The sequence below is a fragment of the Micromonospora sp. NPDC049230 genome (assembly GCF_040647875.1).
Taxonomy (GTDB): domain Bacteria; phylum Actinomycetota; class Actinomycetes; order Mycobacteriales; family Micromonosporaceae; genus Micromonospora.
In genome coordinates this window covers 238,282-260,861 of record NZ_JBEZCZ010000005.1, presented here as the reverse complement: position 1 = coordinate 260,861, position 22,580 = coordinate 238,282, and the positions used below count along the sequence as shown (strand labels likewise).

Annotated in this window: 22 protein-coding genes; 10 read left to right on the top strand and 12 right to left on the bottom strand. The window is 72.4% G+C overall.

The genetic code is table 11. The annotated features are described in order from the left end of the window. Positions 1-91: 91 nt before the first annotated feature. Positions 92-397, top strand: coding sequence for a metalloregulator ArsR/SmtB family transcription factor (locus AB0A95_RS07075; protein WP_357554716.1), 306 nt, complete (start codon positions 92-94; stop codon positions 395-397). Positions 398-497: 100 nt separating this feature from the next. Here AB0A95_RS07075 and AB0A95_RS07070 read toward each other — a convergent pair whose 3' ends face one another. Beyond that, positions 498-953, bottom strand: a complete 456-nt coding sequence (locus tag AB0A95_RS07070) for a DoxX family protein (RefSeq protein ID WP_357554715.1) — start codon at positions 951-953, stop codon at positions 498-500. A gap of 419 nt (positions 954-1,372) precedes the next feature. Here AB0A95_RS07070 and AB0A95_RS07065 point away from each other — a divergent pair, with 419 nt between their 5' ends. Next, a complete protein-coding gene (locus AB0A95_RS07065; RefSeq protein WP_357554714.1) occupies positions 1,373-2,053 on the top strand; it encodes a DUF4232 domain-containing protein in 681 nt (226 codons plus the stop codon). Between the two features lie 9 nt (positions 2,054-2,062). Here the strand turns inward: AB0A95_RS07065 and AB0A95_RS07060 are convergent, their stop codons facing one another. Then, positions 2,063-2,929 (bottom strand): ABC transporter permease subunit, encoded by an 867-nt coding sequence (locus AB0A95_RS07060; protein ID WP_357554713.1) that lies wholly within the window; start codon positions 2,927-2,929, stop codon positions 2,063-2,065. Further along, positions 2,929-5,793 (bottom strand): alpha/beta fold hydrolase, encoded by a 2,865-nt coding sequence (locus AB0A95_RS07055; RefSeq protein WP_357554712.1) that lies wholly within the window; start codon positions 5,791-5,793, stop codon positions 2,929-2,931. The genes AB0A95_RS07060 and AB0A95_RS07055 overlap by 1 nt, the downstream gene beginning before the upstream one ends. 371 nt (positions 5,794-6,164) lie before the next feature. Here AB0A95_RS07055 and AB0A95_RS07050 point away from each other — a divergent pair, with 371 nt between their 5' ends. The 8 genes from AB0A95_RS07050 (at position 6,165) to AB0A95_RS07015 (ending at position 15,462) form a co-directional block, all read left to right on the top strand. Then, entirely contained in the window at positions 6,165-7,343 is a 1,179-nt protein-coding gene (locus tag AB0A95_RS07050; protein WP_357554711.1) for a hypothetical protein, read from the top strand. Next, the gene (locus AB0A95_RS07045; RefSeq protein ID WP_357554710.1) at positions 7,330-9,855 is read left to right on the top strand and encodes a nitrate- and nitrite sensing domain-containing protein; all 2,526 of its coding nucleotides are present in this window, start codon (positions 7,330-7,332) and stop codon (positions 9,853-9,855) included. The genes AB0A95_RS07050 and AB0A95_RS07045 overlap by 14 nt, the downstream gene beginning before the upstream one ends. Then, positions 9,852-10,325 carry a roadblock/LC7 domain-containing protein gene (locus AB0A95_RS07040; protein ID WP_357068143.1) on the top strand — a complete coding sequence of 158 codons (474 nt, stop codon included), beginning with the start codon at positions 9,852-9,854 and terminating at the stop codon, positions 10,323-10,325. Before AB0A95_RS07045 ends, AB0A95_RS07040 begins: the two co-directional genes overlap by 4 nt. Next, a complete protein-coding gene (locus tag AB0A95_RS07035) occupies positions 10,322-10,810 on the top strand; it encodes a DUF742 domain-containing protein (protein ID WP_357554709.1) in 489 nt (162 codons plus the stop codon). Before AB0A95_RS07040 ends, AB0A95_RS07035 begins: the two co-directional genes overlap by 4 nt. After that, a complete protein-coding gene (locus tag AB0A95_RS07030) occupies positions 10,788-11,531 on the top strand; it encodes an ATP/GTP-binding protein (RefSeq protein WP_357554708.1) in 744 nt (247 codons plus the stop codon). The genes AB0A95_RS07035 and AB0A95_RS07030 overlap by 23 nt, the downstream gene beginning before the upstream one ends. Before the next feature lie 38 nt (positions 11,532-11,569). Then, entirely contained in the window at positions 11,570-12,175 is a 606-nt protein-coding gene (locus AB0A95_RS07025; RefSeq protein ID WP_357554707.1) for a hypothetical protein, read from the top strand. A gap of 36 nt (positions 12,176-12,211) precedes the next feature. After that, entirely contained in the window at positions 12,212-14,437 is a 2,226-nt protein-coding gene (locus tag AB0A95_RS07020; protein WP_357554706.1) for an AAA family ATPase, read from the top strand. Between the two features lie 92 nt (positions 14,438-14,529). Then, on the top strand, positions 14,530-15,462 hold the full coding sequence (locus AB0A95_RS07015) for a superoxide dismutase (protein WP_357554705.1): 933 nt from the start codon (positions 14,530-14,532) through the stop codon (positions 15,460-15,462). Between the two features lie 67 nt (positions 15,463-15,529). On the opposite strand, the gene AB0A95_RS07010 is transcribed toward AB0A95_RS07015, so the two are convergent. The 9 genes from AB0A95_RS07010 to AB0A95_RS06970 form a co-directional block, all read right to left on the bottom strand. Then, a complete protein-coding gene (locus AB0A95_RS07010; protein WP_357554704.1) occupies positions 15,530-16,021 on the bottom strand; it encodes a GNAT family N-acetyltransferase in 492 nt (163 codons plus the stop codon). 132 nt (positions 16,022-16,153) lie between these two features. Then, the gene (locus AB0A95_RS07005) at positions 16,154-17,059 is read right to left on the bottom strand and encodes a hypothetical protein (RefSeq protein ID WP_357554703.1); all 906 of its coding nucleotides are present in this window, start codon (positions 17,057-17,059) and stop codon (positions 16,154-16,156) included. Further along, positions 17,028-17,627 (bottom strand): DUF3618 domain-containing protein, encoded by a 600-nt coding sequence (locus AB0A95_RS07000; RefSeq protein ID WP_357554702.1) that lies wholly within the window; start codon positions 17,625-17,627, stop codon positions 17,028-17,030. The genes AB0A95_RS07005 and AB0A95_RS07000 overlap by 32 nt, the downstream gene beginning before the upstream one ends. A 22-nt stretch (positions 17,628-17,649) precedes the next feature. Next, a complete protein-coding gene (locus AB0A95_RS06995; RefSeq protein WP_357554701.1) occupies positions 17,650-18,045 on the bottom strand; it encodes a phage holin family protein in 396 nt (131 codons plus the stop codon). Continuing rightward, on the bottom strand, positions 18,042-18,689 hold the full coding sequence (locus AB0A95_RS06990) for a hypothetical protein (protein ID WP_357554700.1): 648 nt from the start codon (positions 18,687-18,689) through the stop codon (positions 18,042-18,044). Before AB0A95_RS06990 ends, AB0A95_RS06995 begins: the two co-directional genes overlap by 4 nt. A 222-nt stretch (positions 18,690-18,911) precedes the next feature. Further along, complete coding sequence (locus AB0A95_RS06985; RefSeq protein ID WP_357554699.1) at positions 18,912-19,316, bottom strand: DUF3263 domain-containing protein; 405 nt, start codon at positions 19,314-19,316, stop codon at positions 18,912-18,914. Between the two features lie 146 nt (positions 19,317-19,462). Further along, on the bottom strand, positions 19,463-20,479 hold the full coding sequence (locus tag AB0A95_RS06980; RefSeq protein WP_357554698.1) for an ABC transporter permease subunit: 1,017 nt from the start codon (positions 20,477-20,479) through the stop codon (positions 19,463-19,465). Then, the gene (locus AB0A95_RS06975; protein WP_357554697.1) at positions 20,476-21,486 is read right to left on the bottom strand and encodes an ATP-binding cassette domain-containing protein; all 1,011 of its coding nucleotides are present in this window, start codon (positions 21,484-21,486) and stop codon (positions 20,476-20,478) included. Before AB0A95_RS06975 ends, AB0A95_RS06980 begins: the two co-directional genes overlap by 4 nt. A gap of 121 nt (positions 21,487-21,607) precedes the next feature. Next, positions 21,608-22,393 carry a DeoR/GlpR family DNA-binding transcription regulator gene (locus tag AB0A95_RS06970; RefSeq protein WP_357068116.1) on the bottom strand — a complete coding sequence of 262 codons (786 nt, stop codon included), beginning with the start codon at positions 22,391-22,393 and terminating at the stop codon, positions 21,608-21,610. Between the last annotated feature and the right edge of the window lie 187 nt (positions 22,394-22,580).

The following is a 22,580-nucleotide window of genomic DNA, read 5'->3' as shown; positions in this document are numbered from 1 at the left end:
CGTCAGCTCCAATGTTCGAGTATCGTCGAACCATCGACACCGACCATAGGGCGTTGTTCGATTCTTGTCGAACAAGCGTTACACTTGTCACATGGAGCCGCACGAACCCGACCTGGCCGACATTCCGGTCACCACTGTGCTGGCCGCACTCGCCGACGACGTGCGGCTACAGATCGTTCGGGCGCTCGTCGAGGATGGCGAGGCCGCCTGTGGCACCTTCGACTTCGGCGTCTCCAAGGCGACCCGCAGCCACCACCTCAAGGTGCTGCGCGAGGCCGGCCTGACCCGCACCCGAGCCGCCGGCACCAGCCGCCTGGTCCGGCTGCGCCGCGACGAGGTGGACCGCCTCTACCCCGGCCTCCTGGACGCGGTGCTCGGCGCGCGCTCTTCGGCCTGACACTCCCGCCCCTGCCGTCGTCGCTCCAGGGTCGACCCCGGACCGGGCGCGTCGCCGAGCCTGCCTCGTCGAGGCCCGGCGACGCGCGGTTCGGGTGCGGTCAGATGACCATCGAACTGGACTCGACCAGCGGCGCCGCCGGGGCGGGCCGGACGTCGCGGCGACGGGCGAGCAGAGTGTCGAGCGCCCAGGAACCCGGACCGAGGGCCGCGACCAGCAGGAACGACCAGCAGAAGAGCGCCGACAGTTCGCCACCGTTGTGCAGCGGCAGCAGATCATCTGGCTGGTGCACCACGAAGTAGGCGTATGCCATCGAGCCGGAGGCGAGCAGAGCGGCGGGTCGGGTGAGGAGCCCGGCCAGCACCAGTGCGCCGCAGGCCAGTTGGATCAGCGCGGCCCACCAGCCCGGCCAGGTGCCGACGGGTATCGCCGCACCGGTCACCGGGTTGCCGCCGAACAACCCGAAGACCGAGGTCAGGCCGTGCAACGTGAACAGCAGGCCGATCACGATGCGGAACAGGGACAGGGTCGGCCCACCGAGCCGAGAAACGTCCATGGGAACCTCCATCGAAGGAATCTGATCTCTTCAATGTGAGGCATGAAACTATCGAAGCTTATAAATTCCTTGCTGGTGGGAAAGTCCCCGGTCGGAATGTACCGGTGTCCACGGTCCCACGTCGAGCACCGCAGCGCTCTGGCTGCGCCGGCCGATCCCCTGAGCTGCCACTACACCCGAATTCCGGCAGCGTGACCCGCCGTGGGCGCGCTCCCACACTGTGGGTACCGCCTGTCGAGCTGCCCCAGACACGGGGCAGACCCGAGCACTTGCCTCCGTGGTGAGGACAGCAGCCGGCCCAGATATGGGGCAGCTCGACACGACACGCGACTGTGGGCCGGACGCTGGCGGCAGGGACCGCGCGACAACGCACAGGGGCCGGGCGACGGCGGCACGCCCACGTGAGCGAGGATCAGGCAATGGTCTCCCGCGACGCGGCAGCACGGCGGCGCATCAGCGCGACTGTCGCGATGGCTCTCGCACTCGGCGGCTGTGCTTTCGACGACCATCGCGGCCAGGGCGGGGACCCGCCGAGCCGGCCGTTGACCGCGCCGAGCCCGTCGGCGAGCACCGACCCGCCGCCCGCCTGCCCGGCCTCCGGTGTCCGGATCCGGTCGACCGGCGGGGACGCCGCGATGGGGCTGCGCGCCCTCGGGCTGGAGCTGGTCAACTGCGGCGACCAGCCGTACCAGCTCAACGGATACCCGGTGCTGCACGTGTTCGACGCGCAGCGCGAGCCGATCATGTTGCGGGTGGTCAACGGCGGCAAGGAGATCACGTCGGGCTTCGACCAGCCGCCCCGGACTGTCACCCTCGCGCACGGCGAGCGGGCCACGGCCGTGGTGCTCTGGCGCAACCTGGTCACCGATTCGACAGTGGTGGCCACCAACGGCGCGTACCTGACGGTGGCGCCAGCGGCCGGGCAGCCGGCCGAGGATGTCGACCCGGACGGGCCGATCGACCTGGGCAACACCGGCCGGATCGGCGTCAGCGCCTGGAAGAAGGCCGACCCGGCCGCGCCGGTGCCGACCCGGCCGGCTCCGCCGCCGGCGCCGAGCGCGGTGCCGTCGTCGGTGAGCCCGCCCGACAGCCGGCTGTGAGGCCTGCCGCTACGACGTGATGTCCTTGCGGGTGAAGCGCCAGAACGCCAGCCCCCAGAACAGCGTCGCGTAACTGATCGCCGAGATGCAGCCGCGCACCACCTCGTCGGTCTGCACCGGGGTCGAGAGCAACCCCAACCAGGCGGTGCTGAAGTGGGTGGGCAGGAAGTCGCGCAGCGCGCCCAGGGCGGTGATCTGGTCCAGGATGCTGGACAGGATCCAGAGCAACACCGCACCGCCGACCGCGCCGAGCGCGGCGTCCGTGGTGACCGACAGCAGGAAGGCAAGCCCGGCCACCACCAGCAGTACGACAGCCAGGTAGCCGAGCACGGCCAGCAGCCGGAGCAGCCCCTCGGTGGGTTCCAGCTCGGCGGCGACAGTGCTGCGCAGCGGCGACCAGCCGTAGCGCAGGGTGCCGGCCAGCAACGCGGTGCCCGCCAACAGGACCAGAGCCAGTGCTGAGTACGCGAGCGCGACCACCAGCTTCACCGTCAACAGCCGTGCGCGGGGCACCGGGATAGCCAGCAGGTAGCGCAGGCTGCCCCAGCTCGCCTCACTGGCCACAGTGTCGCCACAGAACAGCGCGACGACGACCACCAGCAGGAACGACGCCGACACGAAGATCGAGAAGAGGGTGAAGTTGAGCCCGCCGGAGGTGGCCAGGTCGACAAGACTGGCGAACTCGTTGTTGCCGTTGTCGTCGTCACCACCGGAGTTGAACTGGAACGCGATCAGGATGATCAGCGGCAGCAGCACCATGAACCCGAGCGCCAACTGGGTGCGCCGCCGGGATGCCTGCCGACGGAACTCCGCCCCGAACGGCATGGTGGCCGACGGCCGGTAGCCGCGGGCCGCACCCGCGTCGGAAACAACCATCACCGGTCACCGCTTCCCCGAGAGTTGTCGCCCACCAGGGCGAGGAACGCGTCCTCCAGGCGGCGCCGGGGCACCACCCGGTCCACCCCGATGCCGGCGCGCACCAGCTCGGCCACCACCTCGCTGCGGGCCGTGCCGTTGGTGTCGACCACCAGCTGGCCGTCGCTCTCCGGCAGCACCCGCACGCCGTGCAGGCGGTCCAGCACCACTCGCGCCGCCGCCGGGTCGCTGACGTCGAAGAGCACACTCGGCGACTCGCCCACGATCTCCTCCACCGGCCCGGACGCCACGATGCGGCCCTTGTTCACCACCACCGCGTGCGTGCAGGTCTGTTCCACCTCGGCCAGCAGGTGGCTGGAGACCAGCACCGCCCGGCCGTCCGTGGCGTAGCGCTGGAGCACCCGGCGCATCTCGGCGATCTGCGGCGGGTCGAGCCCGTCGGTCGGCTCGTCCAACACCAGCAGCTCGGGCAGGCCCAGCATGGCCTGGGCGATGGCGAGGCGCTGACGCATACCGTGGCTGTAGTTCTTGATCCGCCGTTGCACGGAGTCACCCAGCCCGGCGATCTCCAGGGCCGCGTCGAACTGGGCGTCCTCCCACGGCCGACCGGTGGCCCGCCAGTACGCCTTCAGGTTGTCCAGACCCGACAGGTGCGGCAGGAAGCCGGGCCCCTCGACAAGCGCGCCGATCCGGGACAGCACCGGCGAGCCGGGCACCAGCCGACGACCGAAGACGTAGATCTCCCCGGCGGTCGGCTGGGTCAGCCCCATCAGCACCCGCAGGGTGGTGGTCTTACCGGCGCCGTTGGGCCCGAGCAGACCCACGACCTGACCGGGGTGCACCTCGAAGTCCACGTTCGACACCGCCACGAAGCCGTCCGCGTACTCCTTGCGCAGTGCGCGCACGGCCAGCGGCGTGTCCGCGTACTCCGGATGCACCGACCGGTCCTGGCGACGATGCCGGCGGCGGAGCCCGGCGACGACCACGACGAGCCCGATCACGATGGCGGCGAGCAGGCCGGCGAGCACCCAGCGCCAGACCGTCGCCGCGGTGGGGATCGGCTCACCGCTGACAGTGGGCAGGCTGACCGCGCCGTCCGCGGCCACCGTGTAGACGGTGGGCTCGGCGGGCGTGGTGTACGCCTGGTCGGAGGTGGCCACCACCAGGCGCAGCCGGTGCCCGGCCTCCACCCGGCGGACGATTCCGGGCAGCGTCACGGTGACCGGGCGGGCGTCCTGCACCTGTCGCGGCAGGCCGGTGAGTCGGATCGGGGCGACCAGTCCGTTCGGTAGGGTCGCCGCGCCGTCCTTGTCGACGTCGTAGAGCTTGACGAAGAGCACCGCCGAACCGGTCGGCGAGGCGGCCCGCAGGGTGATGGTGGGCGCACCAGCCACGTCCACCGCCTCGGTCAGCGGCGTCGACTCGAACCGGGCGTGTTGGCCGGGCACGTCGCCGGCCACGCCGTCCAGCAACGAGGTGAGCCCGCTGGCGAACGGGATCGAGGAGATCGCGGCCGGGTTGCCGTTCGGTGGGTTCGCGATCGGCTGGGCCGGGCCGGCGACAGTGACCTCCCGGCGGGCGTTGCCGGTCAGGCCCGGATAGTCGGCGCGGCGGAAGCCGGTGGCGACCAGACCCCGGTCGAGCGCGTCGAAGCCGGCAATCCGCGACCAGGTGAAGTCGTCGCCGGGCGCTGTGCCCTCGCCCTTGACGTAGTGGTCGAGCCACTGGACGGTCAGGAACTTCACCCGGTCCTCGTCCGAGCGGGGTCCACTGCCACCGTCGTGCCCGCCGGTGAACCAGGCGACCCGGACCGGGGTGCCGGTGGCGGCGATGCCCTTCGCGTTCGCGTCCGCCTCGCCGAGACCGAAGAGCGTGTCCGCCTCGCCCTGCACCAGCAGGGTGGGCGCCTTGATCCGGTCCAGCACGCCGGCCGGGCTGGAGCGGCGCAGCAGGTCCACGGCCGCCTGGTCGGCCCGTCCGGTGGTGGCGATCCGCAGGTAGGCGGCGCACACGTCGGCGGCGAAGCGCCCGCAGGACGGGTCGGCCGCACCGGCCGGGGCACCGCCGGGGCCGCTGCCCGGGCCGGCACCCGGTGCCGGGCTGGGTGGGCCGGCCGACGCGGGCGCGCCCTGCGGTTGGGCGGCGGTCCCGCCGGACAGCCCGGCCGGGCCGGAGCCCACGTTGCCGCCGCCGCCGAAGAAGAGACCGGCCCAGCCCTTCTTGAACACGCCCTCGGTCGGCGCCCCACCGGTGCTCTCCGGCAGGAAGGCACGGGACAGGTCGTTCCAGGTGATCATGGGGACGATCGCGTCGACCCGACGGTCCTGGGCTGCCAGCAGCAGGGCCAGACCGCCGCCGTACGAGCCGCCGACCACGCCGACCTTCGGGTCGCCAGCGGCGTCGGTGCGGACCTCCGGGCGCGCGGCCAGCCAGTCCAGCAACCGTTGCGCGTCACGCACCTCGTGGTCCGGGCTGTCCAGGTGGATCTCGCCGCCGCTGCGGCCGAAGCCCCGCGCGGTCCAGGTGAGCACCGCGTAGCCGCGCCCGGCGAACTCCTCCGCGTCGGAGCGGACCGACTCCTTCGTGCCGCCGAACCCGTGTGCCAACAGCACCGCCGGAACCTTCCGCCCGGACGACGCGTCGTCGGGCAGGTAGAAGGTCGTGTCCAGGTCCACCGGCTGGTCGTCGGACGGTCCGGAGCGGACGGTGAGCATCGCGCTCTCGGTGCGGACGCCCGGCCCCTGCGGCCACACCGCCCAGGTCACGGCGGCGGCCAGCAGCACGACGACAGCCGTTGCGGCGATCGCGCGACGGCGGGTGGGCAGGGCACGCCGGAACCACGCGGCCGGCGACGGCGATGTCATGCGGCACACGGTACGGCTCGCAGCCTGAGCGTTGGCTGAGATCCGCCGTACGTCCGTCCGGTTGCCCCGATCGGTGACCGGACGGCTGCGAGTGCGCGATGTCCGGCGCGGCCCAGTGAGTTGAGTTCGGATCCCGTGAATTCCGATCTTTCACGGATATCCTCTCGATCTTCACATGTCACACCCACTGACGAAACAGAGCGTGTCGGGAACGCGCGTAAATGGTGACGTTGCTCAAACTGACGCGAACATGACTCGTCGACCGAGGTCTGACCAGTGTGGGGGTCGGTTAGTTTTCCGGTCCGGTGCACGGGACTTGTCGGGTCAACCGACACCGCGCCGATCCGCGCCCCATGCCGGAGGAGACACACATGACAGTCCCCGCGCCGCGGGCCCGTCGACGTCCGTCCACCCTGGGCCGACTGCTGCCGCTGCTCCTCATCGGGGCCTTACTGGCACCGGTGGGTCTGCTCGGCACGTCCGCCTGGCGGCAGACCACCGCCGACCGGGACCTGGCCGTTCGGGAACGGCTCGGCGTGCGGTACCTCACCGCTCTGGGCTCGGTCACCGACGCGCTCGTGGAGGCCCAGTCCGCCGCCGTCAACAACCGACAGGTAACCGGCGATGCGCTGAACCGGGCGGTCGAGGAGGCCGCGGCGGTGGACGCCCGCATCGGCACCGAGCTGCTCAGCCAGGAACGCTGGGCCGGGGTGCGGGCCAAGCTGGAGGCACTGCGCGGCCGCAGCCCCGCCGACCCGGAGTCCGCCTACACGGCGTACGGGGAGGTGTCGGACCTGCTGCTGGCGCTGCACCGCAAGGTCCGGGAGAGTTCCGGGCTGGTCCGCGATCCCGTCGCCGACTCCTACTTCCTCCAGGACAGCGCCGGCCAGGAGTTGCCCGAGGCGGTGGTGGCCGCCGGCCGGCTCGCTGACCTGGGCACGCTTGTCGCCCGCCGGCCAGCCGCCGAACAACCACGCGGCCTGCTGGAGCTGACCGGCCTGCGGGTGGCCGCCCTGGCACCCGCAGGTGACGCCGTCGACAACCTGCGTTCCGCAGTGGACGGCTCGGAGAGCACCGACCTCGGCGCCAACGTGCTGACCCCGCTGGACACCTACCAACGCTCGGTGGAGGCGCTGGCCGCGTACTCGACCCCGGCCAGGGGCACGGGCGTGGTGGACCCCGGCCAGTTGAGCGCCGCCGGGCTCAACACGCACCGAGCGGCCCGCCAACTTCAGCCGGTCATCCTCGCCGAGTTGGACGCCCTGCTCGTCGAACGCATCGACGAACTCGACACGGACCGCTGGCAGACCGCCGCGGCGGCAGCGCTCGCCGTGCTGCTGCTGAGCTGGCTCGCCGCGCTGCTGTTCGCCGCTCGCGGTCGGGCCCGCCGCCGGGCGACAATGGCCGCGACCCACACCGAGATCGCCGACACCCCGCCAGCGGCGGACGCCTGGCAACCGGTGCCGGGCGATCTGCGCGGGCTGCAACCCGCCGGCACGGCCCGCGACCCGGAGCCCGCGCAGTGGGGGGCCTTCGATGCTGCTCGGTAGGCTCCGGATCCGCGGCAAGCTCGCGCTGCTCGTGGTCATCCCGCTGCTCAGCATGGTCGGCCTGGCCGTGCCCGTGGTGCTCGATCGGGTGGCCGCGGCGCAGCGGGCCAGCGACACCGCCGAACGGGTACGGCTCGCCAGCCGGGTCGGCAGCCTGGTCCAGGACCTCCAGCAGGAACGCATCCTCTCGGTCGGTTTCCTGCTCGGCCGGGTCGAGCGCAGCGAGGTGGTCCGCAAGTCCGCCGACGTGGACGACCGGGTGGCCGACCTGCGGGCCGCAGGGAGCGACGCGCTGACCGTCCAGGTCGACAGCGCCCTGGACGGCGTGTCCAGCCTCACCGACCTGCGCACGTCCGTGCTGGCCCGGGTCGCGAACCCGGGCCAGGTGATGGAGGCCTTCGGCCCGGTGAACGTGGGGTTGATCGAGTCGCTGCGGCTGGTCTTCGGTGTGGACACCGAGACGTTGCCGGGTCGTCAGGTGCTCGCCCTCGACGGGCTGCTGCGCGTCGACGAGGGCCTGGGCGCCTGCGCCACCCTGAGCCTGCTGGTCAAGGCGGTCGGCAGCTCGGACACCATCACCGGGTACGTGGCGTGCATCGCCGCGCTGTGGGCCGACAACTCGCGCTTCCGCAGCCTCATCACACCCGAGCAGCTCAAGGTGGCCCAGCTCAACGACGCGGCGGTGGCCGCGCGTACCAGCTCGGACTTCCTGGTCACCAGCGCCCGGGACCCGGCCGCCGCGGTCCGCGACGTGCCGATGGAGGCGCTCTTCCCGGCCGTCCGCACGATGATCCGGCTCGGTCAGTTCGTGGAGAAGAAGCTGGTCGCCGACGTGCTCACCGAGGTGACCGCCGACCAGCGGCGCGCGCTGACCGCCGCGTACCTGGTCGGTGCCGCGGCGGCACTGATCCTGGCGTTGGTGGTGCTGCTCAGCGCGGCTGTCGCGCGGACGGTGGCCCGACCGCTGACCCGCCTCACCCACTCGGCCGACCGGGTCGCCCGGGTCGCCGAGGCGGAGCTGGTCCGGGTCACCGACGACGAGGGGGAGAGCCCACAGCCCATCCGGCTGGAGCCGGTGGACATCCGAGCCAACGACGAGATCGGCGACCTGGCGCGGGCCTTCGACCGGGTGCAGAGCACCGCCGCGCGGCTGGTCGAGCGGCAGGTCGCCGGCCGACGCAACGTGGCGCAGATGTTCGGCCACGTCGGGCGGCGCACCCAGAACCTGGTGGGCCGGCAGATCGCGCTCATCGACCGGCTGGAGCAGCAGGAGGCCGACCCGGGTCGGCTGGAGCACCTGTACCGACTCGACCACATCTCCAGCCGGTTGCGGCGCAACGCCGGCAGCCTCGTGGTGCTCTCCGGCTCGGCCGGTGCCGACGCCCACACCGCACCGGTGCCGCTGGCCGACGTGGTCCGGTTGGCGCTCGGCGAGATCGAGGACTACACCCGGGTGGAGGTGCGGGTGCCGGCCGGCATCTCGGCCGCGCCGGCCGTGGTCGGTGACCTCATCCTGGCGCTGGCCGAGCTGATGGAGAACGCCACAGCCTTCTCCCCGCCGCACACCCGGGTGCTGGTGGCCGCCGAAACGTCAGGCTTCGGCGCGCGGATCACCGTCGTGGACCACGGCATCGGCATGGGTGAGCAACGCCTGGCCGAGGAGAACGCCCGGTTCACCCGCCGGGAACGGCTCGACCTGGCACCGACCGAGGTGCTCGGTCTCTTCGTGGTGGGCCGGTTGGCCCGCCGTCACGGCTGGGAGGTGGGCCTGGCCGCCACCGCCGGCGGCGGGGTGACGGCACACCTGGAGATCCCGTCGGCGGCACTGGTGCTGCGCCGGGCCGACCGGGCCGGGAGCACCGTCGCCCGGGCCGCGGTGCCGGAGCGGGACAGGCGTACGGCGGCAGCGTCCGGCCGCGCCGCACGGCCCCGGACGGCGGCCGTCGCCGAGCCAGCCCGCTTCGACTCGGACCTGCTCAGCCGGGCCACCCGTAGCCTGGACGCCAGCCCGTCCTGGAACGCGTTCGGCTCCGGCCAGCCACCGCAGCCCGCTCCCGCGCCCCAGGAGCCGGAGCCGGCGGGCCCGCCGAACGCGCCGCGGATCCGGCAGCGGGTGCCCGGTGCCAGCCTGCACGCCGCCGCCGTACCGACCCGGCCGGTGGACGCCACAGGTGCGGACCCCGCCGCCGCCCGCGCGCTCGTCGAGGCGTTCCAGGCCGGTGTACGCCGGGCCGAGATGCACACCGTCGACCTGCCGAGCACACCCGGGGGCGTCGGCCCGACGGCGGCCGGTGGCGCCGGCCCGTCCGACACCACACCGGATCGACCCCGACTGAGCCGACGGGTGCCGGGGGCGAACCTTACAGTCGTCCCGGCCTGTCAACCGCTCAGTACGCACCTCGGCGACCCGGCCGAGGTCCGCAAACTCATCACCGACTTCGAGGAGGGCGTAGCCCGCGCTCTCCGCGAAGTCAGCCCCGACCGCCGGAACGAAGAAGGATCATCACGGTGACCAGCCCCTTCCTGCACGAAAACATCGACCAGAGCCAGTCCGGCGCCAACGGGGACCTCAGCCCGGAGGCCCGTACGTTCAACTGGTTGCTGGACTCCTTCACCTCCGGCACCGCTGGTGTCCTGGAGGCGATCGCTGTCTCCTCGGACGGCCTGTTGATGGCCATGTCGGCGATCAAGGACCGGTCCAACGCGGAGCGGTTGGCCGCCGTGGTCTCCGGGATGACGAGTCTCGCCGGTGGGGCGGCCAGTTGGTACGCGCTCGGCGGCCTCAACCGGGTGATCGTCGACATGGCCGACGGTTACCTGCTGATCAGCGCGATCAGCAGTGGTTCAGTGCTCGGGGTGGTCGCCGACCGGTCGGCCAACCTGGGCACCGTCGCGTACGAGATGACGCTCTTCGCCGGGCGGGCCGGTGGTGCCCTGACCCCGCGGCTGATCGTCGAGTTGAAGAACGCCGCTCAGCAGTGACCCCCGACGTCGCCGGCGAGGACCCGGACCCGGAACCGACGGTCCGGATCCGTCCGTACCTGCACACGGCCAGCCCGACCGGGGCCGACGTGGTGGAGACACCGGCGCGGCCGGAGCCGGATTCGGGTGGCGGTCGCCCGGCCGGCCCCCGCCCGTTCGTGCTCACCTCCGGCCGGGTCGCGGGCGCCGACCCGGCGATCGGGTTGGAGACGCAGGTGACAGTCCGTACGGACAGCGGCTGGTCGACGGGCCCGGCCGGTGCCCTGCTGGCACCGGAGTTCCAGGCGATCATCGCGCTCTGCGCGGAACCGATCTCGGTCGCCGAGATCTCGGCCCGCGCCCGGTTGCACCTCGGCGTGACGCGGGTCCTGGTCGGCGACCTGCGGGCGGCCGGCCATCTGGACGTGCACGTCACCGACACCAACGACGCCGTCGACCCCGACCTCATCCTGCGAGTGATTGATGGACTCCGTGCGATCTCCTGAATGGCCGGTCGCCCCGCTCGGCGGGGTTGTCGGAAACAGTGCCGCCGGCCGTTACGCGGTGCCGGGCACCGGGCCGATCATCGGGCGTGCCGGTCCGCCGCCGCCGCCGTACCAGCCGCCGTCCGGGGCGGGGGCGCCGCCGCCGGTCGGCAAGCCGGCGGCACCGCCGATCCCGGTCAAGATCCTGGTGGCCGGCGGGTTCGGGGTGGGCAAGACCACCACTGTGGGTGCGATCTCCGAGATCGCTCCCCTGACCACCGAGGCCGAGATGACGAGCGCCGGGATCGGCGTGGACGATCCGGGTGTCCGGTCCACCAAGACCACCACGACGGTGGCGATGGACTTCGGCTGCGTGACCATCGACCGCAGCCTGAAGCTCTACCTGTTCGGCACGCCGGGGCAGGCCCGGTTCGGCTTCATGTGGGACGACCTGGCCCGGGGGGCGCTCGGCGCGCTGGTGGTGGTGGACAGCGCCCGGCTGGACGACTGCTTCCCGGCGATCGACTTCTTCGAACGGGCCGGGTTGCCGTTCGTGGTCGGCGTCAACGCCTTCGACGGGCGGTTGGCCCTGGAACTCGGCGAGATCCGCTGGGCGCTGGCCATCGGCGACCATGTGCCCCTGGTGCAGTTCGACGCCCGGGACCGACTGTCGGTGCGGGACGCCCTGCTGGTCGTCCTGGATCGCGCGCTGGAACGTGCCACCCGGGAGAGACAGGCCTGAGCCGACCGGCTCGGGCCGTGACGGGAAGAGGTGATCTGGTGAGGGGCGACCTGGACGAGACGCTGGCCCGGTTGGCCCGGCGCGAGGAGGCGCTGCGCCGGCGGGCCAACGACCGTGACGACACCGCGCCACCCTCGGCCCTTCCCGGGACCGTCGGCGGCGACACCCCGAACGCCGCGCCGGGCCGTGGCGAGGCCCCGAACACCGGGCCGGGCCGTGGGGACGCCCCGAACGCCGCGATCGGCCGTGGCGAGGCCCTCAACGCCGTGCCGGCACGGCACGACGCCCGGCACGCGGGGGCGGACTCCCCGGGCGACGTGGCCGGGTGGGGGCCGGTCGAGGAGGTGGCCGAGGCGGTCCGTCAGGTCGTCGGCACCCATCCCGGGCTGGTGGTGACAGTGCAGGTGCAGCACGAGGGACGGACGTACCCCCTGCGGGTCTCCTGGGACGGCCCGGACGTCACGGTCGGGCCGGTGCCCCCGCCGGTGCCGGTGGAACCCCCGCCGGCGTGGCCCCTGTCCGGCCGGACGGTGCCCGAGTGGGCGCCCGGCCCGGACGGGTTGACCCCGGACCCGGCGGCCCGGTTGGCCGAGCTGATCCGGCGGGACCCGTCGTTGTTGGACGAGTTGGATCCGCGGCGCTGACCGGCGGGGCTGGCCGGCGGCGGCTACGGTCGGGCGGTGGCACAACCCGACCTGACCCTGACGGCGAGCCTACGGCCGGCCGCGCTGGACGCCCGACGGGGCATCGTGCGGCTGCACCCGGAGGCGCTGACCGCGCTGGGGCTGCGGCCCGGCGACCCGGTCCGGCTTGCCGGCAGCCGGGAGACGGCGGGGATCGTGGCGACCGCCGCGCCGGGCGCGAGCAGCGCCCTGCTGTACGCCGACGACCTGACGCTGGGCAACCTGGGCGTACGCGACGGCGCTCAGGTGCGGGTCAGCCCGGTGCCGCTGGTGCCGGCGAGTCGGGTCGTCCTGGCCGGGCCGGTCGGGGTGGTCGCGGCGGTGAGCCCGGAGATGCTGCGGCTGGCGCTGCTGGGCAAGGTGCTCACCGCCGGCGACGACGTGTCGCTGTTGCCGCAGGACGTGCTGCCGGACGCCTCGGTGCGCAGCCTCATCGAGGCGGCTCGGGGCAGCCTCGCCAACACTGTCGGTTTCGCCTGGACCAGCACCCTGCTCACCGTGCGCACTGTCGAGCCGGCCGCCGGCGCGCTCGTCACCATGGACACGGTGGTCGGCTGGGAGCACGGGCCGGTCACCCACGGCGGGCCCGCCCCGGTCGACGCCGAGCGGGCGCGGCCGCCCCGGACCGCCGACGCGGCACCGGTGGCGGACCAGCCGGACGACACACCGGACGTGGACGAGCTGCCCGGGTTGCGGGCCCAGGCGGAGGAGCTGACCGAACTGCTCGACCTCGGCTTCCACCACCGGGAGGTGTTGGGTCGGCTGGGCACCACCATCTCGCTGGGGGTGCTGCTCGTCGGCCCGGCCGGCTCCGGGAAGTCGGCGCTGGTCCGGGCCGTGGCCACCCGGGTCGGTGCCCGCGTACATCCGCTGTGGGCGCCCGAGCTGGCCGCGTCGACGAACCAGGCCGCCGCCGACCGGCTGCGCGGCGCGGCCACGGCGGCCCGAGCCGGCGGGCCGGCGGTGCTGCTGGTCAGCGACGTCGAGGCGATCGCACCGGCGGACGAGCCCGGCCCGGTGGCGACGGTGTTCCGCCAGGTGCTCGCGGAGTGCGTCCGGGCCGGTGTCGCAGTGGTCTGCGCCACCGGCCGACCGGAGGCCGTCGACCCCGCGTTGCGCGCACCCGACCTGCTGTCGCTGCGGATCAGCATCCCGCTCCCCGACCAGGCGTTACGCCGCGAACAGCTCACCGTGCTGACCCGGCAGGTGCCGTTGGCCGACGACGTGCGGCTGGACGAGGTGGCCGCGCGTACCCCCGGGTTCGTCGCGGCGGACCTGGCCGCGTTGGTTCGGGAGGCCGGGGTACGCGCGGCACTGCGGCAGATGTCCGCCGAGACGCCGACGGTGTCGATGGCGGACTTCACTGCCGCCCGGGAGGTCGTCCGGCCGACCACGATGGCGGCGTCGACACTGGATCTGGCCTCGGTGACGTTGGACGACGTGGGTGGCCTGGACGAGGTCAAGCAGACGTTGACCGAGTCGGTGCTGTGGCCGTTGACCTACCCGGACACCTTCGCGCGGCTCGGGGTGCAGCCGCCGCGCGGCGTGCTGCTCTACGGGCCGCCGGGCTGCGGCAAGACCTACCTGGTCACCGCGCTCGCCGGGTCGGGGCGAGCCAACGTGCTGTCGGTGAAGGGCGCGGAGTTGCTCTCCAAGTGGGTCGGCGAGAGCGAACGCGCGGTCCGCGAGCTGTTCCGCCGGGCCCGGGAGGCGGCCCCCACCCTGATCTTCCTGGACGAGGTGGACGCCCTGGCGCCGGTACGCGGCCAGGCCACCGACGGGGGCACCACGGACCGGGTGGTCGCCGCGCTGCTCACCGAGTTGGACGGGGTGGAGACGTTGCGCAACGTGGTGGTGGTCGGCGCGACCAACCGTCCCGACCTGGTCGACCCGGCGCTGCTGCGGCCGGGCCGGTTGGAACGGCTGGTCTACGTGCCGCCGCCGGACGGTCCGGCCCGTGCCGAGATCCTGCGAGCCGCGTCCCGGCAGGTGCCGCTGGCACCGGACGTCGACCTCGCCGCCCTCGGCGACGAGCTGACCGGCTTCTCCGCGGCGGACTGCGCGGCGCTGGTCCGGGAGGCGGCGCTGGCCGCGATGCGGGAGTCCCTCGCCGCCGCCACTGTCACCGCCGGGCACGTGGCGACGGCACGGGCACGGGTGCGCCCCTCGCTGGACCCGGCCCAGGTCGCCGCGCTGGCCGCGTACGCCGCACGGCGGCATTGAACACCCCGCCCAACCTTTTGGCGGCTCCGGAGTGTTCTTAGGGCGTCACACTCCTCTGTGGAGCATTCCACATGGACGTCAGGCGGTGTTCCTTGCGAAAGCTGCTGTCTCTTTTCTTCGTTCCCGTGCTCGCGGCGGCGACCCTGGTCACGGTCGGTGCACCGGCGACCGCGCACCCGCCGAAGCCGTTCCCGGCCCGGATCGCCCTGCCCGACGGTTTCACCCCGGAAGGGTTGACGATCGGTCGCGGCACCACCGTGTACGTCGGTTCCGTCCTGGACGGTGCGGTGTGGCGGGGTGACCTACGGACCGGGCGCGGCTCGGTGCTGATCCCGGGCACCCCCGGCGCCGCCAAGGCAGGGCTCAAGATCGACCCGCGGGGCCGGCTCTGGACCGCCGACTTCACCGGCGGCGGGGCCAGCGTGTACGACCCGGGCAGCGGGGCCCGGCTGGCCCACTACCAGTTCACCACCGACCCCAACAGCTTGGTCAACGACATGGTGATCACCAGGCGGGCGGTCTACTTCACCGACTCCACCCGGCCGGTGCTGTACGTGGTGCCGCTGGGCCCGGGTGGCCAACTGCCGGCCCCCACCGCCTTCCGGGAACTGTCGCTCACCGGTCCGGGTGCGACGCCGGACGCGTTCAACAACGGAATCGTGGCGCTCCCGGACGGTGACCTGCTCGTCGCGCAGATGCTTACCGGCCGACTCGTCCGCGTCGACCCGCGCACCGGAGGCAGCCGCGTCTTCGGTCTCGGCGGCTACTCGGTGGACCGGGCCGACGGTCTGGTGCTGCGCGGTCGCACCCTCTACGTGATCCGGAACCTGAGCAACGTCATCGCGGTCGTCCGGCTGAACGCCGGCTACACCGCCGGGGCGGCGCAGCGGGAGATCACCGGTCCGCAGCTACGGTCACCGGCCACCGGTGACCTGCTCGGCTCGGCGCTGTACGTGGTGAACGGCCGGTTCGACGTGGAGCCGACGCCGACCACCGACTTCGACATCGTCCGGGTGCCGGCCTGATCCAGGCGGTCGGCGGTGACCCTTTCCGGGTTGCCGCCGACCGGCTCGCCGGTACGCCGCAGAGCGCCTAGTCCAGGCAGATCTCGGCGCGCACCTTGCCGTCGTCCTCGTACAGTTTGGCCCCGCACGTGCGCAGCACGGCGACCGCGCCGACATTGTCCGGGGTCGTCTCGGCGACCACCACCCGCATGCCAGCCCGAGCGGCGGCGTTCAGCAACTCCCGCAGGGCAGCCGCGCCGATCCCCTGCCCGCGTGCCGAGCGCCCGAGCCACATTCCCGTCTCCACAGTGCCGGGCTCGTCACAGCGTGTCATCCGGACCATGCCCAGCACCTCGCCGCCCACGACGATCGCGTACATCTGCGAGCGGGTCGGGCCGTCCAGCCCGCCGAAGCTCGCCCGGTGGAACTCCCGAAACGCCTCTCGACGGGCGAGCGACCAGCCGGCGGGGGCCTCGACCGGAGGCATCACGTCACTCGGCTCCGCCTCGGCAGCCGCTACGGAGAGCAACGGCTCCAGGTTCTGCTCGTCCACCGGCTCCAGCCGGACCGCACCCGCCACGTGCCGCAGTCTGCCGGCCTCATCGGCCGAAGTCCACCCCATTCGCCATCCACTGGCGGTCCGGACAGCGGTACCGGCCGGTCGGGCGGGCGGGGTGTTCCACATCACGCTCTGTTGTCACCCGACCGGGTGTCAGAGTGCGGAAACCGCAGATCCGAACTCACAGAACACTACCGACGCGTCGTCGGTGGGCTTGTGCCGACGCAACCGGTCGGGATGCTCACGCTCGGCGTCCCGGACCCGGTCGAGCAACGCGCCAGGCCCCTCGGCCTCCAACAGGTCCAACAGACCGGTCCAGTCGGTGAGCGCGAACTGCTCCACCGCGCTGGACGCGCCGTCGCTGAGCAGTGCCGCCCGGCGGATCGCCGCCGGACCTCGCCGGGGCATCGTCCCGGTCACCGCGTGGAAGGCCGCGTCCGGGTCGGCGGCCGCCACCCAGTAGCCGTGGGTGCGGTTCATCCGCTCCCGCTGGACGCTCACCGCGTGCCGGAACCGGGTGACCGGGTCCGCCCCGCCACCCGGCACTGCGGCAACCGTCTCCCGCAGCTCCGCCATGGCAGCGTCCAGCCGGTTGTCGGTGACCACGCTGACCTGACCACCCGCGTCCAGCACCAGAGGGCTGTCGCAGAGCACCAGGTAGTCGACCTGGTCACCGCGGTCCCGCAGGAGGCAGACGGTGCTGGACGGGGTGCCCTGATGGTCCAGGTCGCACTGCCCACCGTGGTCGGCACGGACCGCGAGAATGGCGGCGGCCAGGTTGCTGGTCAGCCGCGCCGCCGGGCGGGCCGCCTCGGCGACGCCGAGCCGGGCGGCCAGGTGCCGGACGTACCATTCCGGCCCGTGCACGCAGCCCGTGTCGAAGCCCTGCGGCACTGTCGCGCCGTCCAGGACGCCGACCAACGGGCCGATCTGGAAGACCAGATCCTCGTTGACCGGTCGGCCCGGTGCCGGTGCCGACGCGGAGCGCACCCGCATCACCGGCACCGGCCCCGGCACACCGGAAGGGTCAGCGCTGTCGGAGGTCGTCGACGGCCGCATGCGTCTCTCCCTGCACCTGACCGGCGGCCGAACGGCCCTGGTCGCGTACCGCGGACACACCCTGCTGGGCGCTGGACCGCACCGACTGTGCCGCCTGCTGTGCGGGCTCGCGCAGGTTGTCCTGCATCTGGTGGCCCACCTGGCTCGCCTGCCCGCGCAACTGATCGGAGTGCTCGCTCACCATGGTCCGCGCCCGTCCGGCGAGCTGCCGCTCGCGGCCGCTCGGCGGAATCAGCGACGCGGCCAGCAAACCGACACCGAAGGCGACCAGGCCGGCAGCCATCGGGTTGCCCTGCGCCTGCTCGCGGGACTGCTGCCCGAGTGAACGGGTCTCGTCGCGGACCGAGCCGGCCGCGTGCGACATCCGCTGGCCAGCCTCCTGCCCCAGGTGGTTCGAGCTGCCCATCATCTTCCCCTTCGCTCGGGTGAACGCGTCGCGGGCCTGCCCGACACGGTCACCGGCGATCCGACGCGGGTTGACCCTGTCGGTCAGCGCGTCGACGTCACTGCTCAGCTCGTTGCGGGTGGTCTCGATCTCCCGCCGGATCCGATCCGGATCACTGGACATGATCTGTTCCCTCCCGACTCGTTCACCGACCCCGCAGAGCGTCCGGCATCTCCCGGGCGGTCTGCTTCGTCCGGGGCAGCACCGCACGTGCCCGCTTCAGCTGGGTCCTGGCGTTGATCAAGAGACCGCCGGCCACGGCAGCCCAGAGGACCGCGACGATCAGCGCCGCCCACCCCTGGTCCATCGTGTTGGACAGCCCCCACCACAGGGCGAACGACACGAAGAGCACTGCCAGGAAGCCGGCCACCCCGGCACCGCCGAACATGCCGCCGGCCTTGCCGACCTGGCTGACCTCCTCGCGGAGTTCGGCCTTGGCCAGCTCGACCTCCTTGCGTACCAGGGTGGACATGTCCCGGGTCACGTCGCCCAGCAGTTCGCCGACCGAGGCCTGGGTCCGTTCCTTCTCCGGGGCGCTCACGGGGCCACCCCACCGGGCAGGTCCCGTGCTTGTTGACCGGCGGGCGAGACGTTCTGCGCCCGTGCCGTCCCCACGTACGGCTGATCAGGCTCCGCAGGCGTGCCCTGCGGCTGGGGCGGCCCGCCGGGTGCGCTCCCAGCTCCACCGTTGCCGGACGCCGGCGCGGTCAGGCCACGGGTGAGCCGCCCGACCAGCAGCCCGGCCACCGCCGCGCCCGCGAGGAACGTTCCGGGGTGGCGCCGCGCGTACGTGCGCACCTCGTCGAGCACCTCACCAGGCTCGCGCTCGTCGAGCCACCCGGCGGCTTGCTGGGCGGCGTCGGCCGCCTTGCGTACCACCTGACCGGCCAGCCCGGAATCGCCGCCCCGCTCGGCCATCGAGCCGAGGTTCTGACCCAGGTCGCGCAGGCCCTCGGCGGCCCGCCGCTGCTGCGTCTGCGCCTGGTCCCGAAGCTGCCCGGTGGCCTCGCCGGTCAACTGTCGGGCCTGTTGCCGCACTTCTGCGGCCACCTGCCCGCCCTGCTCGGCGGCGGCATGGGCGACCTGACCACCGGCCTGGGTGGCCTGCTGGCCGACCCGGGATGCCTCCTGCCGGGCCTGCTGCGCTCTAGCGCCCGGCGACCCGCTCTGGTTCGTTGCCGTCATCCTCCGCTCCCTTCCTGAGTCCGGGGTCGCCTACCCGCCTGACCAGCCAACATGCGGAGGCGGGCCGGCGACCCCCGGCGCGATCTTGCACTTTGTGCCCAGTCAAATGCCGGCAAAAGCCGCGAAACAGCGACAAGAAGTGCGAGATCTCGGCGCTTTCAGCGGCGGCGAGTGCAAGATCGGGGTGCGGTCAGCGGCGGCGAGCGCAAGATCGCCGGGCGTTCAGCGGCGGCGGTTGCGGGCTCGTGACGAGCGCAGGCGGCGGAGGCGGCCGACCAGTAGCGGGTCGGCGGCCAGCGCGGCCGGGTTGTCGAGTAACCCGTTGAGCAGTTGGTAGTAGCGGGTCGACGAGATCCCGAAGGTGTCTCGAACGGCCTGCTCCTTGGCGCCGGCGTGTCGCCACCACTGCTGCTCGAAGGCGAGGATGGCCCGTTCCCGCTCCGTCAGCCCGGGTGCCGGCACGCTTGGCGCGACATCGACCCCGTCGTCCAGCTCGGTGTCATCGGTGTTCTCGATGGGCGGCACCGGCCGTGGCGTCGGCACCGCCGGCGCTACGGCACCCGGGACGTCACCCCGACGAGCGTCAGTGGACGGCTCGGGGGCGGCCGGGGTGGCGTCGGCGGACATGGCACTCAGCCTAAGCCAGGGACGACCTGGGTCGCACCAGCCGGCGTGGCCGGCAGCGCCAGCGTCGCGGCAGGTGGTCGCACCCACGACCACACGAAGGCCCCCGGCATCTCCCGAGCCGAGGGCCTTCGTGCCGGATGTGGGAACTAGGAGATGTCGCGGCGACGCATCGCCCAGAGCGACGCTCCGAGGATCACCACCACCGCGACCGAGAGCAGGATCGAGGACTGCTGCCAGGTGATTTCCAGCGTGTCCGGCTTGCACTCCCCGTAGTAGTTCGCGTTGCAGGAGTTCCAGTCCTCCAGCTTCACGGTCTTCGTCATCCAGGCCAGCATGTACGTGGGCAGCAGGAACGCCTCGGCCCAGCGCACGTTCGCCATCGACAGCAGGATGCCCAGGCCGAACTGGCCGACCACCATCACCGCCACCACGCCACCGAGGGCCATCGCGGTGTGCCGACCCAGTGAGGCCAGGGCGAAGCCGAGGGTGGTGACCACCAGGACCAGCACCACACCGCGTACGCCGGTCAACATGAACGACTGCCAGACCCCCGACGTCACCTTCTCGGTGCTGCCGCGGAAGTTGGCGACCGCCCAGAACCCGGCGAACCAGAGCACCGCGGCAGGAAGCGTCACCGCCAGCATGCCGGTGAGCAGCGCGGCCAGCTTGGTGAGCAGTACGGTGAGCCGCTTCGGCCGCCAGAGCAGCAGGTTCATCATGCCGCCGTTGCTCCACTCGGCACCGACGAAGGACGCGCCGACCACGAACCCGACCAGGGCGAGGATCGCCGCGAACGGAATCAGGGTCTCGTCGAACGTCTCCTTGAAGTCGAACGTCGAGGGCAGGAACCAACTCGCCTGGATCTGGTCGCGGGGCGGTGCCGTGATCACCGAGCAGTCGTCCGGGTAGCGGCCGTCGCTCGCGGTGCCGGCCGTCTTGGCCTGCTCACACGCGGTGCGCTCCTGCTCGCTCCAGCGCACCTGCTCCTGGTACTGCTGTTCGGCCTGACGCTCGGCCTGCGCGAGTTGGCTGGCGCCGATCTTCTGGTTGGTGAAGAACACCCCGACCACCACGGCGGCCAACACCAGCAGGCCGAGCAGAGTCATGTACCTGCTGAACCGCCGCTTGGTGAGCCGGCGCAACTCCGTACGAAAGAGGCTCACGCGCCCCACCCTCCTCCGGCGGGGCCGGGCTGAGCCGCCCCGCCGACGTGCATGGACTCGTCGACCTGCCGGTGCTGACCGGGGACCGGTGCGGTGGCGGTCAGTTCGAGGAAGACGCTCTCCAGATCGACGGCGATCGGCGCCAACTCGCTGACGTAGAGGTGCTGCTCGGCGAGCAGCCGCGTCACCGAGGCCGGCTTGTCGACGCCGGCCAGCATCAGATGGTCAGGGTGCCCGGTGACCTGGATCCCCGCCCGGGTGAGCGCCTCGGTGGCCGCCGGCAGGTCGCTGACCGCCTCCAGCCGGACCCGGACCGCACTCGACGAGTGCTGCGCGAGCACCTCGTCGACCGGGCCGAAGGCGACCCGCCGACCCAGCGAGATGATGGTGACCGAGTCACAGATCAGCTGGATCTCGCCGAGGATGTGGCTGGACAGCACCACTGTCATCCCGGATTCGGCGAGGTTGCGCATCAGCGTGCGCATCTCCCGGATGCCGCCCGGGTCGAGGCCGTTGGCCGGCTCGTCGAGGATGAGCAGCTTCGGGTTCTTCAGCAGGGCCGACGCGACGGCGAGCCGCTGCTTCATGCCCAACGAGTACGTCTTGACCCGCTCGCCGGCCCGGTCGCGCAGCCCGACAAGTTCCAACACCTCGTCGACCCGGACGGCCGGCACCTCGCCCGCCCCGGCCAGCAGGGACAGCGTGTCCCGTGCCGAGAAGTGCGGGAAGAACTGCGGGCTCTCCACGATCGCGCCGACCTGGCCGGCGACAGTGGGCAGCGCGTCGGGCACCTCGTGTCCGAGCAGCGCCATCCGGCCGCCGTCGGGTCGGATCAGGCCGAGCAGGGTACGCAGCGTGGTGGTCTTGCCGGACCCGTTGGGGCCCAGGAAGCCGTGCACCTGCCCCGCGTCGACCCGCATGTCGAAGCCGTCGAGCGCGTTGCGGGTGCCGCGTCGACGACTCTTGTACGTCTTACGTAGACCTTCGATCTCCAGGACAGCTGGCAAGCTGCACCTCCCCCGATGGGTGGGCGTGACAGCCGACACCATACGCGGTATGCAGGCGCGCGCAATACGCGGTATGCATCGACGCGCCGAAGGGGCTCATTCACCGACGGAGCGTGACCGCTCAGGCGCAGATCACCTGTACGCCCGCGACGCGGAACGCGTCCACCACCTCCGGGGCGGCACCCGAGTCGGTCACCAGGGTCTCGACCCGCTCGATCGGACAGATCCGGGCGAAGGCGTGACCCCCCAGCTTGGACGAATCCGCGATGATCACCACGCGTTTCGCCCGGGCCACCATCAGGTTGTTCATCGCGGCCTCCCCCTCGTGGTGGGCGGCGGCGCCGAGGTGCGGATCGATCGCGTCCACGCCGAGCAACGCGACATCCAGTGTGACCTCGCGCAGCAGCGCCCCACCAAGCGGGCCGACCAGCTCGAACGACTTCGGGCGCACCACCCCGCCGGCCACCACGACCTTCATCCGCGACCGGACCAGCAGCTCGTTGGCGATGTTCAGCGCGTTTGTCACCACGGTGAGCTGGGCGCCCTCGGCACTGGTGTTCAGGTCCGGCCGCACGGCGAGCGCCCTGGCCACCTCGGTGCTGGTGGTGCCGCCGTTCAGGCCGACCACGGTGCCCGGCGTGACCAGCGCCGCCGCGGCCGCCCCGATCCGCTGCTTCTCGGCCGAGTGCTTGGCCGTCTTGTAGCGCAGTGGCAGGTCGTACGACACGCCGTTGGCGACCGCGCCGCCCCGGGTCCTGGTGATCATCTGCTGTTGGGCGAGCTGGTCGAAGTCACGCCGGATGGTGGCCTGGGAGACGTCCAGCCGCTCGGCTGCCGCCTCGACGCTGACCCGGCCGTTGTCGGTCAGCATCTCGAGCAGGGCGTTCCATCTGGCGTACCGGTCCACCGCGGGGGCCCTCCAGTGACACGGACGGTGATTGATTGCGTGCACACTAGTGCGCGAAACTAGGCTGGCGCAAAAGACTGACCTGCGCGATCGGGTGGTCGGTTGCCAGGGCCACCGCCGTTCGCGCAGAATGACGCGCGAAACAGGTGCTTAACGAGCCGTATTGCGCACCGGTCGCCTCTGCGAG

Coding starts and splice junctions, on each gene's coding strand:
- AB0A95_RS07075 (WP_357554716.1), top strand. CDS start 92: ATGGAGCCGCACGAACCCGACCTGGCCGACATTCCGGTCACCACTGTG.
- AB0A95_RS07070 (WP_357554715.1), bottom strand. CDS start 953: ATGGACGTTTCTCGGCTCGGTGGGCCGACCCTGTCCCTGTTCCGCATC.
- AB0A95_RS07065 (WP_357554714.1), top strand. CDS start 1,373: ATGGTCTCCCGCGACGCGGCAGCACGGCGGCGCATCAGCGCGACTGTC.
- AB0A95_RS07060 (WP_357554713.1), bottom strand. CDS start 2,929: ATGGTTGTTTCCGACGCGGGTGCGGCCCGCGGCTACCGGCCGTCGGCC.
- AB0A95_RS07055 (WP_357554712.1), bottom strand. CDS start 5,793: ATGACATCGCCGTCGCCGGCCGCGTGGTTCCGGCGTGCCCTGCCCACC.
- AB0A95_RS07050 (WP_357554711.1), top strand. CDS start 6,165: ATGACAGTCCCCGCGCCGCGGGCCCGTCGACGTCCGTCCACCCTGGGC.
- AB0A95_RS07045 (WP_357554710.1), top strand. CDS start 7,330: ATGCTGCTCGGTAGGCTCCGGATCCGCGGCAAGCTCGCGCTGCTCGTG.
- AB0A95_RS07030 (WP_357554708.1), top strand. CDS start 10,788: ATGGACTCCGTGCGATCTCCTGAATGGCCGGTCGCCCCGCTCGGCGGG.
- AB0A95_RS07005 (WP_357554703.1), bottom strand. CDS start 17,059: ATGCGGCCGTCGACGACCTCCGACAGCGCTGACCCTTCCGGTGTGCCG.
- AB0A95_RS07000 (WP_357554702.1), bottom strand. CDS start 17,627: ATGTCCAGTGATCCGGATCGGATCCGGCGGGAGATCGAGACCACCCGC.
- AB0A95_RS06990 (WP_357554700.1), bottom strand. CDS start 18,689: ATGACGGCAACGAACCAGAGCGGGTCGCCGGGCGCTAGAGCGCAGCAG.
- AB0A95_RS06985 (WP_357554699.1), bottom strand. CDS start 19,316: ATGTCCGCCGACGCCACCCCGGCCGCCCCCGAGCCGTCCACTGACGCT.